10 protein-coding genes and 1 pseudogene are annotated in these 12,008 nt (G+C 50.1%); 8 read left to right on the top strand and 3 right to left on the bottom strand.

The window, feature by feature from the left end; translation table 11 throughout:
* Nucleotides 1-35 precede the first annotated feature (35 nt).
* Nucleotides 36-920: an RNase RNM gene (gene rnm / locus K9N75_RS12540; RefSeq protein ID WP_096080776.1), complete on the bottom strand. Its 885-nt coding sequence runs from the start codon at nt 918-920 to the stop codon at nt 36-38.
* A gap of 452 nt (nt 921-1,372) precedes the next feature.
* On the opposite strand from rnm, the gene K9N75_RS12545 reads away from it, so the two are divergent.
* The 6 genes and pseudogenes from K9N75_RS12545 to K9N75_RS12575 all read left to right on the top strand — a co-directional run bounded on the left by K9N75_RS12545 (nt 1,373) and on the right by K9N75_RS12575 (nt 8,628).
* A complete protein-coding gene (locus tag K9N75_RS12545) occupies nt 1,373-2,935 on the top strand; it encodes an anthranilate synthase component 1 (RefSeq protein ID WP_008813666.1) in 1,563 nt (520 codons plus the stop codon).
* Nucleotides 2,935-4,630: pseudogene (gene trpD / locus K9N75_RS22835) on the top strand (anthranilate phosphoribosyltransferase). Before K9N75_RS12545 ends, trpD begins: the two are co-directional and overlap by 1 nt.
* Nucleotides 4,631-4,632: 2 nt before the next feature.
* Nucleotides 4,633-6,033: a bifunctional indole-3-glycerol-phosphate synthase TrpC/phosphoribosylanthranilate isomerase TrpF gene (trpCF, locus tag K9N75_RS12560; RefSeq protein WP_061059977.1), complete on the top strand. Its 1,401-nt coding sequence runs from the start codon at nt 4,633-4,635 to the stop codon at nt 6,031-6,033.
* 97 nt (nt 6,034-6,130) lie between these two features.
* Nucleotides 6,131-7,321, top strand: coding sequence for a tryptophan synthase subunit beta (trpB, locus tag K9N75_RS12565; RefSeq protein ID WP_008813670.1), 1,191 nt, complete (start codon nt 6,131-6,133; stop codon nt 7,319-7,321).
* On the top strand, nt 7,321-8,127 hold the full coding sequence (gene trpA / locus K9N75_RS12570) for a tryptophan synthase subunit alpha (RefSeq protein ID WP_039186505.1): 807 nt from the start codon (nt 7,321-7,323) through the stop codon (nt 8,125-8,127). Before trpB ends, trpA begins: the two co-directional genes overlap by 1 nt.
* A 186-nt stretch (nt 8,128-8,313) precedes the next feature.
* Complete coding sequence (locus tag K9N75_RS12575) at nt 8,314-8,628, top strand: BON domain-containing protein (protein ID WP_004093191.1); 315 nt, start codon at nt 8,314-8,316, stop codon at nt 8,626-8,628.
* Nucleotides 8,629-8,759: 131 nt separating this feature from the next.
* Here the strand turns inward: K9N75_RS12575 and ompW are convergent, their stop codons facing one another.
* Nucleotides 8,760-9,398: an outer membrane protein OmpW gene (gene ompW / locus K9N75_RS12580; RefSeq protein ID WP_020303723.1), complete on the bottom strand. Its 639-nt coding sequence runs from the start codon at nt 9,396-9,398 to the stop codon at nt 8,760-8,762.
* A gap of 287 nt (nt 9,399-9,685) precedes the next feature.
* On the opposite strand from ompW, the gene K9N75_RS12585 reads away from it, so the two are divergent.
* Together K9N75_RS12585 and K9N75_RS12590 are read left to right on the top strand one after the other, a co-directional pair.
* On the top strand, nt 9,686-10,102 hold the full coding sequence (locus K9N75_RS12585; RefSeq protein WP_008813673.1) for a YkgJ family cysteine cluster protein: 417 nt from the start codon (nt 9,686-9,688) through the stop codon (nt 10,100-10,102).
* 118 nt (nt 10,103-10,220) lie between these two features.
* Complete coding sequence (locus tag K9N75_RS12590) at nt 10,221-10,973, top strand: YciC family protein (RefSeq protein ID WP_008813674.1); 753 nt, start codon at nt 10,221-10,223, stop codon at nt 10,971-10,973.
* A gap of 116 nt (nt 10,974-11,089) precedes the next feature.
* Here the strand turns inward: K9N75_RS12590 and kdgR are convergent, their stop codons facing one another.
* A complete protein-coding gene (gene kdgR, locus K9N75_RS12595) occupies nt 11,090-11,878 on the bottom strand; it encodes a DNA-binding transcriptional regulator KdgR (protein WP_114444219.1) in 789 nt (262 codons plus the stop codon).
* Between the last annotated feature and the right edge of the window lie 130 nt (nt 11,879-12,008).

The raw sequence follows: 12,008 nt of genomic DNA on the forward strand, positions 1-12,008 counted from the left end.
GCATTGCTGGTCGTATTCACCGGCAAAAGCACGGCTTACCAATTTTGCCATACAGGCGCAACGCCCGTTGGGAGCCACAATCTGCGGCCCAACTCAATCCAAGAACAGGGCTGATGAAAATCAGAACCCTGCGATGCTAATAGTTCAAACTGCAGCGCATAGGCTGCCAACTGCGATCGTTCGTTCGGCGCTTGCTGGCACTGTGCGACTTCCATCGCATCGCCGCCCCACTGTTTAAAGTTCACTAACAGTCGCTTTAGCCATTTATTACTGAGCTGGTAGCGCCCCGGATGTGCAACCACGGCCAGACCACCCGCATGGTGGATGGCGCAAATCGCTTCTTCAATTGTACACCACTGTGGCGGTGCGTAACCCGTTTTGCCGCGCGCCAGATAATGTTTGAACACGCCGCCCATGTTGGTAGCATAACCTTGCTCAACCAGATAGCGTGCAAAATGCCCTCGCGTGATCTCAGCGCCACCGGCAATGCGCGTGGCTCCTTCTAAAGCCCCAGGAATACGCGCTTTCTCCAAACGTAGTGCTATTTCTTTGGCCCGCGCCTGACGTCGCTCAACCTGGGCCGCCAGCAACGTTTGTAACGCTGGATCGGTGATATCCACGTTTAGCCCAACGATGTGAATCTCGTGATTTTCCCACAGGGTCGAAATCTCAACGCCCGCGATAAGCTCCAGTTCTAACTCTAAATCAATGATGGCTTGGCGCGCGGCAGGAAGCCCCACCGTAGTGTCATGATCCGTGATAGCGAGCGTTGTCACGCCCATTTCTACCGCACGCGCCACGAGCTCTGCCGGTGACAATAAGCCATCTGATGCCGTCGTGTGGCTATGCAGGTCATATAGCATGGTGGGTGACAGTGTCACTTCATCCGATTCAATCTGTGTATCTTGCAAAATAGCCATCCTATTGCGGTATCTCGCTCTATCATACCTAGTATGCTTTGCACTACGCCAACCTAATCTCCCTTAACCTCATTGCCGCAACCTCTCCGGTGTCACTTTGTTCATTAAGCATGTGAAATTAATTCATTGAAAAGCTATTGACACACAACCATCAAACTAGTTTACTAGTACGCAGGTTCGGAGCGATAGACCTTCTCGGTTTAAATAGCGGGTCATAAAAAATATCGCTCTGACAATAAATTAAGGTGAACACAATGCGAAATGATTCTTTGAACGGCTCATTAATGAATAAGGTACCGATGCTTTCTGCGCGCTGGTGGCGTGACTCATTCAGTTGGGCGGTGTAGCTGCATATCGGATTTGAGGATCCCCTATCACCACCGCCCGCACCTTGCGGGCTTTTTTATAGCCAAATTTGAAGAAAGACCATCAGTGAATAAGCGGATATGACGATGAATTCTACCAAGCCAGCTTTAACCTTATTGACGCAAACAGCGGCCTATCGTAACGACCCTACGGCACTGTTTCACCAGCTATGCGGTGCTCGTCCGGCAACGCTGCTGTTAGAGTCCGCTGAAATTGATAACAAACAAGATTTGAAAAGCCTGTTGGTTATCGACAGCGCATTGCGTATCACCGCTCTGGGCCGCAGCGTGACCATTCAGGCACTGACCGAAAACGGTCGCAGCTTGCTACCATTACTGGATGCAGCGTTGCCATCAGACGTTGAAAATGACATTCATCCTAATCAGCGTGTGCTGCACTTCCCCGCCATCGACACCCTGCAGGATGAAGACGCTCGGTTAAAATCACGTTCAGTGTTCGATGCGCTGCGTACATTACTCACCCTGGTGACCGTTCCTGCACAGGAGCGTGAAGCGATGTTTATCGGGGGGTTGTTTGCCTACGATCTCGTCGCGGGCTTCGAAAACCTCTCGGCATTAAATAGCGATCAGCGCTGCCCGGATTTTTGCTTTTATCTGGCAGAAACGCTGCTGGTGTTAGACCACCAGCATCACAGCGCGCGTCTTCAGGCCTCAATTTTCACCCATAACACGGCAGAAACTCAGCGCCTGCAAGCACGTTTACATCAGCTCACCCAGCAGATGACGCAAGAAGCCGCGCCTATCACACACCCTAACGTTGAAGACATGCAGTTGAGCTGCAATCTTAGCGACGAGGCTTTTGGTGCCGTGGTGAGCCAGATGCAGCAGGCCATTCGCATCGGTGAAATCTTTCAGGTGGTTCCTTCTCGCCGCTTCAGCCTACCTTGTCCTTCACCGCTGGCGGCCTACCACACGCTGAAGCACAGCAATCCAAGTCCGTACATGTTCTTTATGCAGGACAACGATTTCTCTCTGTTCGGCGCTTCACCGGAAAGCGCATTGAAATATGACGCCACTAACCGCCAGATAGAAATCTATCCGATTGCAGGTACGCGTCCGCGCGGACGTCGTGCCAATGGCGAACTGGATCGGGATTTAGATAGCCGCATCGAACTGGAAATGCGCACCGACCATAAAGAACTGGCCGAACATTTAATGCTGGTTGATCTGGCGCGTAACGATTTGGCGCGTATCTGTGAGCCCGGTTCTCGTTATGTCGCAGACCTGACTAAGGTCGATCGTTATTCCTTCGTGATGCATTTGGTTTCCCGCGTGGTCGGCACGTTACGCCAAGATTTAGACGTTCTGCACGCCTATCAAGCCTGTATGAATATGGGCACGCTAAGCGGAGCGCCGAAAATTCGTGCTATGCAGCTGATTGCAGAATTCGAACAAACTCGTCGCGGTAGCTATGGCGGAGCCGTGGGATATTTCACCGCACATGGCGATCTGGATACCTGCATTGTGATCCGCTCCGCCTATGTGGAAGACGGTATCGCTACGGTACAAGCCGGTGCAGGAGTAGTACTGGATTCCGTGCCTCAGGCCGAAGCTGATGAAACCCGTAATAAAGCCCGTGCCGTGCTGCGAGCCATCGCCACCGCTCATCACGTTAAAGAGGTGTTCTAATGGCTGACATTCTTTTGCTCGATAACATCGACTCTTTTACCTACAACTTGGTCGATCAACTGCGTTCTAGTGGCCATCGCGTCGTGATTTACCGCAATCAAATTCCTGCGGAAGTCATCATTAATAAGCTGACTGAAATGGAAAATCCTGTGCTGATGCTGTCGCCGGGGCCAGGAACACCGTCTGAAGCGGGCTGTATGCCTGAGCTGTTGAACAAACTGCGTGGAAAATTGCCTATTATCGGAATTTGCCTCGGTCATCAAGCCATCGTCGAAGCCTATGGCGGACACGTTGGGCAAGCCGGAGAAATCCTGCACGGTAAAGCCTCGTTGGTTGAACATGACGACGAAGGCATGTTTAGTGGCTTACCTTCACCGCTTCCGGTCGCGCGCTACCACTCACTGGTGGGAAGCCAAATTCCGGCCGGATTAACCGTTAATGCCTCCTTCAATGGGATGGTGATGGCCGTTCGTCACGACGAAGAACGTGTGTGTGGTTTCCAATTTCACCCTGAGTCCATTCTCACAACCCAAGGCGCTCGTCTTCTTGAACAGACGCTTGAGTGGGCGTTGGTCTAAATAATGATTTTCTGAATATCAGTTGTCGATTAGAAACAAACAAAATCAAAAGACTAACGAAAAAAATTGCGGAGAAAACACCATGCAAGCAGCACTTATCAAACCGAGCATTTTTGAGCAGCAATCCATTTTGGACAAACTGTTTACGTCTCAAACCATGAGTCAGGAAGAGAGTCATCAGCTGTTTGGCGCGATTGTGCGTGGCGAACTGCAAGACAGCCAACTGGCCGCGGCACTGATCAGCATGAAAATGCGCGGCGAGCGCCCAGAAGAGATCGCCGGAGCCGCCAGCGCGTTACTGGCCGACGCACAGCCATTCCCCCGCCCTGACTACGATTTTGCAGATATCGTTGGTACCGGCGGTGACGGCACCAACAGCATTAATATCTCGACCGCCAGCGCTTTCGTCGCCGCCAGTTGCGGAGCCAAAGTGGCTAAACACGGTAACCGAAGCGTCTCTAGCCGCTCTGGTTCTTCGGATCTGTTGCAAGCTTTCGGTATCCGTCTCGATATGAGCGCCGAAGATTCTCGTCAGGCGCTAGACGATTTAAACGTCTGCTTCCTGTTTGCACCGCAGTATCACACCGGGTTTCGCCATGCTATGCCGGTGCGTCAGCAGCTCAAGACCCGCACTATTTTTAACGTACTGGGCCCGTTGATTAACCCAGCACGTCCACCCAAAGCCCTGATCGGTGTTTATAGCCCCGAGTTAGTTCTGCCGATTGCGCAGGCATTAAAAGTATTGGGTTATCAAAACGCCGCCGTGGTTCATGGCGGAGGAATGGACGAAGTGGCGATTCATGCCCCTACGCTGGTAGCCGAACTTCATCAGGGCGAAATCGAAAGCTACCAGCTTTCACCGCAGGATTTCGGCTTAGAAAGCTATTCGCTGAATGCGTTACAGGGCGGAACACCAGAAGAAAACCGTGACATTCTGGCGCGCTTATTACAAGGTAAAGGTGATGCAGCGCACGCTGCGGCCGTCGCCGCAAACGTTGCTTTGCTGCTGAAATTGTTTGGTCAGGATAATCTGCGCCATAACGCGCAACTGGCACTGGAAACCATCAGAAGCGGAACAGCATTTGAGCGAGTCACCGCACTGGCAGCACGAGGCTGAGTATGTTGCAAGGAAATCTGTCACCACAACGTTCATTACAAGAACAAGAAACCGTATTAAATCGCATCGTTCGCGACAAAGCCGTATGGGTTGAAGCCCGTCAGTCTCAACAGCCGCTTGAAAGCTTCCAAGCTAGCATTGTCCCTTCATCGCGTTCGTTTTATGACGCGCTGTCTGGCAACAGAACCGCCTTTATTCTGGAATGCAAAAAGGCATCACCCTCTAAAGGTGTGATCCGCGAAAACTTTAACCCGGTAGAAATCGCCACGCTGTATCGCGATTTTGCCTCAGCGATTTCCGTATTGACCGACGAAAAATATTTTCAGGGTGATTTCGATTATTTGCGTCAGGTCAGTGCCACCGTGCATCAACCGGTATTGTGCAAAGATTTTGTAATTTCTGCGTACCAAATTTATCTGGCCCGCTTCTATCAGGCCGATGCCATTTTGCTGATGCTCTCCGTTCTCGATGACGAGCAGTATCTGCATTTAGCCGCCATCGCCCACAGTCTCCAAATGGGCGTATTGACTGAAGCCAGTAACGAAGAAGAACTCGAGCGCGCCATTGCATTAAAGGCCAAAGTTGTTGGCATCAATAACCGAGACTTACGCGATCTGTCGATTGACCTCAATCGTACGCGTCAGATGGCGCCACGGTTGCCGCAAGGTGTCACCGTGATCAGCGAATCAGGTATTCATACCTACAGCCAGATTCGTGAGTTAAGCCATTTTGCCAACGGCTTCCTGATCGGTAGTGCATTGATGTCCGAACCTGATTTAAGTCTGGCGCTGCGCCGTGTGCTGCTGGGTGACAACAAAGTATGTGGTTTGACGCGTGCAGAAGATGCCGCCTCTGCTTATAGCGCGGGTGCCGTCTACGGCGGTTTGATTTTCGTCGGCAGTTCACCGCGCTACGTGGATATTTCCCAAGCACGAGAAGTGATTGCTGCAGCGCCGCTAAAATACGTCGGTGTATTCCGTAACGCCAAGCTGGAAACGGTACGTTTGACCGTGGAGCGTTTGGGACTCTATGCGGTTCAACTGCATGGCGATGAATCACAGGAATATATTCGCGAATTGCGACAGCTGTTGCCAATTAACTGCCAGATCTGGAAAGCCATGAGCATTAACGATGCTATTCCGGCACGCAATTTACTCCATGTCGATCGCTATGTTTTCGATAACGGTAACGGCGGCACTGGACAGGCTTTTGATTGGAATCTACTGCAAGGAAAAACGCTGGATAACGTCATGCTTGCCGGTGGGCTCAACGCCAGTAACTGCGTTATGGCTGCCAAGCTGGGTAGCGCTGGGCTGGATTTCAACTCTGGTGTGGAATCCGCGCCGGGGCAAAAAGATCGGCAAAAGCTGGAGGCGGTATTTCAAACGCTGCGAGCTTACTAGTTCACGCTAGCAAAAGAACTCATCAATAAAGAAAAGCGACAGGCCTACTTTAGCCTGAAATTGCCAAATACGAAGAATGGACAGGACGGGAAAAACAATGACTTTATTAAACCCCTATTTCGGTGAATTTGGTGGAATGTACGTTCCCCAAATATTAATGCCCGCATTAAATCAGTTGGAAGAAGCTTTTGTTAGCGCCCAGAAAGATCCTGAGTTTCAAGCTCAGTTCATCGATCTGCTAAAAAACTATGCGGGACGCCCTACCGCGCTCACGCTGTGCCGTAACTTAACCAAAGGCACTAAAGCCAAGCTATACCTGAAACGCGAAGATTTGCTGCACGGCGGCGCGCATAAAACCAATCAGGTATTAGGGCAGGCGCTGCTGGCCAAGCGAATGGGTAAAACCGAAATTATCGCCGAAACCGGGGCTGGGCAGCACGGCGTTGCCACCGCTCTGGCCTGTGCGTTGCTGGGACTGAAATGCCGCGTCTATATGGGTGCGAAAGACGTTGAACGTCAGTCGCCTAACGTGTTCCGTATGCGCCTGATGGGGGCGGAAGTTATTCCGGTACACAGTGGCTCAGCCACGCTAAAAGATGCGTGTAATGAGGCGCTACGCGACTGGTCTGGCAGTTACGACAAAGCGCACTATTTGCTGGGCACCGCAGCGGGTCCACACCCTTACCCAACTATTGTGCGTGAATTCCAACGCATGATTGGCGAAGAAACCAAAGAGCAGATCCTTGGTTTTGAAGGCCGTCTACCGGATGCCGTTTTGGCCTGCGTCGGCGGCGGATCTAACGCCATCGGCATGTTTGCTGACTTTATCGTCGAAGAGTCGGTACGCCTGATCGGCGTCGAACCTGGCGGTTTAGGTATCGAGACGGGACAGCACGGCGCACCGTTGAAACATGGCAAAGTGGGCATCTACTTTGGTATGAAATCACCAATGATGCAGACTGAGGAAGGCCAAATTGAAGAGTCTTACTCTGTCTCTGCGGGTCTGGACTTCCCCTCCGTCGGTCCACAACATGCCTATTTGAACAGCATCGGTCGTGCTGATTACGTATCAATCACCGATGATGAGGCGCTGGAAGCGTTCAAACGTCTGTCGCGCGAGGAAGGGATCATTCCAGCGCTGGAGTCTTCACATGCTCTCGCCCACGCGCTGAAAATGATTGAGCAAGATCCCGATAAAGAACAATTGCTGGTGGTGAACCTGTCAGGCCGCGGCGATAAAGACATTTTTACCGTTAACGATATTTTGAAAGCGCGGGGAGAAATCTGATGGAACGCTATCAACAACTGTTTGCCGAATTAAAAGAACGCAAAGAAGGGGCTTTCGTGCCTTTTGTGACCTTAGGCGATCCCACTCCGGCGCTTTCTTTAGAGATTATTAATACCTTAATTGACGCGGGTGCCGATGCGTTAGAGCTGGGTATTCCCTTCTCCGATCCACTCGCCGACGGCCCCACTATTCAAGACGCTACGCTGCGCGCTTTTGCCGCGGGCGTCACTCCGACCGTATGCTTTGAAATGTTGGCCGAGATCCGCAAAAAACATCCCCACATTCCAATCGGTCTGCTGATGTATGCCAACTTGGTGTTCCACAATGGCATTGACGAGTTTTATCAGCGCTGTGCCGAAGTTGGGGTCGATTCTGTATTGGTTGCCGACGTTCCGCTGGAAGAGTCAACGCCGTTCCGTCAGGCTGCACTGCGCCACGGTATCGCGCCGATCTTTATCTGCCCGCCTAACGCCGACGATGCGCTGCTGCAAGGCATCTCAGCGCAGGGGCGCGGCTATACCTACCTGCTCTCACGTGCTGGTGTTACCGGTGCTGAAACCCGCGCACAGCTGCCGTTGCATCATTTGGTGGCACGCTTGGGTGAATTGAGCGCTCCTCCTGCGTTACAAGGCTTTGGTATTTCTGAGCCGTCGCAGGTGAAAGAAGCGCTGGATGCTGGCGCCGCAGGTGCAATTTCAGGTTCGGCCATTGTTAAAATCATTGAGACAAACCATCACCATCCTGACGTTATGCTCAAAAAACTGCACGACTTTGTCAGCGGAATGAAAGCGGCTACGCGCCGCTAAGATAAATGTAAGCTCAACAACCGTGCTGTATTCGTACCGCACGGTTTTTTTATATTAGTGAAGCTTACATATTGATAACCCTATTTTTTAAAAATGGATTATAGTGATTACGGATGGTTCAACGAATAATCATTAGATTACGTTTTGAATTGCCATACCAACAATAAACTGCAAGGAGAGACATTGATGAAATGGGTTAAAGCGATTACCACTTTTTGCGCAGCGGCGATTTTTTCTGTTGCGTTGGCGGGTTGCGCACCAACAGCGAAACAGGAAGGAACCGGCGGTTATATCGACGATACCGTCATAACAACCAAAGTTAAATCTGCGCTGCTGGCTGAAAAATCTCTCAAATCCACCGAGATCAGCGTTGAAACCTTTAAAGGCCGCGTTCAGCTCAGCGGTTTCGTGACGTCTTCTGCTGATGCTAACCGTGCCGTCGCCGTGGCTAAAACGGTGAAAGGTGTACGTACGGTAGAAAATGATATGCGGATTAAATAATTCGCTCTGACGATCAAAAAAGGCGCTAAAGCGCCTTTTTTATTGTCTGTAACTTTTGTCTGTAACGTTACTTTAAAACTACAGGGTCTGTAACACTGGCCGTTCTTACTGTTCCTGCTACACGTCTCTATTTAGAAACGGTAACCCACGGCAAACATGAATACAAACGGGTCTACGTGTGTATCAATGTTTTGTTTTTGGTTGTTGCTATCTCTGAACTTAATGGTGGTATCGATATCCATGTACCACAATGAGGCGTTGATCATCCAATCTTTATCAACCATGTAGTCCAGACCAACCTGACCCGCTGCACCCCATGAGTTGTCTACGCTCAAATCGTGCAAGCCTAAGCTTTTTCCGGTGTTATTGAACTTCGCATCATAGAAATTCGTGTAGTTAATACCCACACCCACATACGGACGCAGCTTGTCTTCAGCCTTACCAAAGTACCACTGAGCCATCAGCGTCGGTGGCAACTGACGAGAGGAAGCAATATCCCCCGTCGCCTGCAAGCCCACTTTATGCTGGAACGGCGTCGCACCTAACAGTTCAACCCCAATGTTATCGGTGATCAGATAGCTGAAAGTCAGACCAAGCTGGGTATCGTTATCGATCTTGAACCCACCCAGTCCCATCACGTTTTCACTGCTTTCCGTTGGACGTACGGTTGCGGTACCGGCACGGACAATAAAGTCACCAGCCTGATGAGCCATAGCAAAAGACGGTGCCAGCGTAGCTGCCACACATAGCGCAAGTGTTAGTTTTTTCATCATCCCTTCCCTTTATATGGTTATCACTGCGTGCAGGAATATACCCAAAAAGGATGATTCATGATTTAACACAGATCACATGAATGACATTGTTTTTGACAAAATGACATAAAATAAACATGCATTAAATATATGATTTTAATGAAATTGATTTAGATCAATTTTAACCAAATATCAACATTCATCACGCATCAAACCGAAGGGTGTTGACCTAAGATTAACCTCAGAGTAATTTTTTTATTCCGATTGTTTTGGTTCGAAGCCATAAGGAGTGGTGGGAAATCAAGATGAGTAACACTTCAACTATTTCAACGCTGATACAACCTAATCCATGTATATCCTGCGGCGCATGCTGCGGCTATTTCCGTGTTTCATTTTACTGGGCCGAGGCAGATGATGCCGGTGGCTGCGTGCCCGCATCACTCACTGAGCAGGTGAATCCGTATCTTCGCTGTATGCAGGGAACCAACAGTAAAAAACCACGCTGTGTGAACCTGCGCGGTGAAATCGGCCAGCAAGTCATGTGTGCCATGTATGAAAACAGGCCGTCGCCTTGCCGTGAATTTGAGCAGTCATGGGAATATGGTGAACGCAATGAAGCCTGCGATCGTGCTCGGGCAGCCTATGGGTTGCCTCCCCTTGCCCCCAACAACGTAGAAGAAATCGCCAGTAGCATCGCAACGGGGTGCCACTTACCCGGTTAACAAGGTACAATCGGCGCACATTCATTATATTGATATGCCCTAATACCGTGAAGCAGTGACGTTGTCCGATACTGCTTCACGCCAACGGGGATCGTTGCCACTGCCAAGGAGCGCCTGCATGCCAATCACGGCCCGTACACTGTACCGTGACACCTTCAACTTTTTCCGCCATCAGCTAAGCACGCTGTGCTTGTTAGCGCTGTTAACCGCGTTTATTTCGGTGATATTAAATCAAGCGTTTACTCCAGGTGCCGATGACCTGAGTATTCTGGCTGGTGCTGATGGTACTCTGTCCTCGGGTATGGGGCTGCAAGAGATGGTGCAACAAATGACGCCTGAGCAACAGATGGTGTTATTGAAAGTCTCTGCCGCGGCCAGTTTTTCCGCCCTCATTGGCAATGTGTTACTGCTAGGCGGCATGCTGGCACTGATCCCATTGGTTTCGCAGGGACAGCGTATCAGTGCGTTGCGCGCCATTGGCGCTTCTGCACCGATGTTACCGCGTCTGCTGATACTGATGTTCCTGTGCACCCTAATGGTTCAACTGGGAATTACCGCATTTATCGTACCGGGTATTGTGCTAGCCGTTGGGCTAGCGTTAGCGCCAATGATTATGTCTGGAGAGAAAGCGGGTATATTCACGTCGATTCGTAGCAGTTTCCGTCTGTCATTTGCCAACGTCCGTTTGATTAGTCCAGCCATTATGCTGTGGCTAGCGGCGAAATTGGCGCTGTTACTGCTGGTTGGTGTGCTTTCTGCCCTCCATCCAACCATTGGCATGGTGATTATAGGCGCGCTGAGCAATCTGATTTCTGCGCTGCTCATTATCTATTTATCTCGTCTGTACATGCTGGTGAAACAAAGTGCTTAATCGAATCTGATGACAGCGCGTTGTGACTAATATTGATATAAAAAAACGCCCGATGGATTTATTTCATCGGGCGTTTTTCATTAGTTTGGCATTCAACTATTAATCAGAACGAATAATCAGAACGGATAGTCGTGATACCCCATCTGCTCGGAAATGTTACGCGCGGCAGTATGCAGCATCGTCACATATTCATGTTTAGCATCTTCGGAGAAACGAATTGTCGGGAATGAAATACTTAGTCCTGCAATCACAACACCAAAGCGATCAAAGACGGGAACGGCGATGCAGCGCAACCCCTCTTCCTGCTCTTCGTTATCCTCACCGAAGCCTTGTTGTTTCACCATATCTAAGGCAACCAGCAACTCTTCCGGCGCCAAAATGGTTTTGTCCGTGCTACGTTTGAATTCAATCTGAGAGATAATTTCTTTTGCTTCTTCGCGATCGCGCCACGCCAGCAGCACTTTACCAATCGCGGTGCTGTGCAGCGGATTGCGACGCCCGATGCGCGAATACATGCGCAGATTGTACATCGAGTCGATTTTATGAATGTAGACAATGCCATCTTCATCCAGCGCCCCTAAATGGATCGTTTCACGCGTTAAACGTGAAAGCTCGCGCATTTCGATATCCGCACTGCGAATAAGATCCACGTTTTGTAACGCATGGGCACCCAACTCAAATAACTTCAGCGTCAGCGAATACTTTTCTGACTCACTCTCCTGCGATACATAACCAAGAGATTTCATGGTTTGCAGAAAACGATACACGGTACTTTTAGACATCATCACTCGCTGAGACAGCTCGGTGATGCCTATTTCGCGCTCTTCGGTGAGCGCCTGTAAAATCCCAAACACTTTGAGTACAGAAGAGACCGAATCGGGTTGTTTATCTATATCTGTTGACATTGTATTTCTTTACCCTATCAGATGATTAAATCGAACCTATGTTTCATTATAAAAGGAACAGCTTCTGAAAGACAGCCTGTTAAACAGGTTGCAGTACGGTTTAAACGTTTCCGCACATCCGCAGGTTTGT

Origin of the sequence: Hafnia paralvei (genome assembly GCF_020150375.1) — a bacterium.
Taxonomy (GTDB): domain Bacteria; phylum Pseudomonadota; class Gammaproteobacteria; order Enterobacterales; family Enterobacteriaceae; genus Hafnia; species Hafnia paralvei.

What these genes read in the sequence shown, in the direction of transcription:
- ompW (WP_020303723.1), bottom strand. Translation starts at nt 9,398, where the DNA reads ATGAAAAAACTAACACTTGCGCTATGTGTGGCAGCTACGCTGGCACCG.
- K9N75_RS12590 (WP_008813674.1), top strand. Translation starts at nt 10,221, where the DNA reads ATGCCAATCACGGCCCGTACACTGTACCGTGACACCTTCAACTTTTTC.
- trpB (WP_008813670.1), top strand. Translation starts at nt 6,131, where the DNA reads ATGACTTTATTAAACCCCTATTTCGGTGAATTTGGTGGAATGTACGTT.
- trpA (WP_039186505.1), top strand. Translation starts at nt 7,321, where the DNA reads ATGGAACGCTATCAACAACTGTTTGCCGAATTAAAAGAACGCAAAGAA.
- kdgR (WP_114444219.1), bottom strand. Translation starts at nt 11,878, where the DNA reads ATGTCAACAGATATAGATAAACAACCCGATTCGGTCTCTTCTGTACTC.
- trpCF (WP_061059977.1), top strand. Translation starts at nt 4,633, where the DNA reads ATGTTGCAAGGAAATCTGTCACCACAACGTTCATTACAAGAACAAGAA.
- K9N75_RS12585 (WP_008813673.1), top strand. Translation starts at nt 9,686, where the DNA reads ATGAGTAACACTTCAACTATTTCAACGCTGATACAACCTAATCCATGT.
- K9N75_RS12545 (WP_008813666.1), top strand. Translation starts at nt 1,373, where the DNA reads ATGAATTCTACCAAGCCAGCTTTAACCTTATTGACGCAAACAGCGGCC.
- rnm (WP_096080776.1), bottom strand. Translation starts at nt 920, where the DNA reads ATGGCTATTTTGCAAGATACACAGATTGAATCGGATGAAGTGACACTG.
- K9N75_RS12575 (WP_004093191.1), top strand. Translation starts at nt 8,314, where the DNA reads ATGAAATGGGTTAAAGCGATTACCACTTTTTGCGCAGCGGCGATTTTT.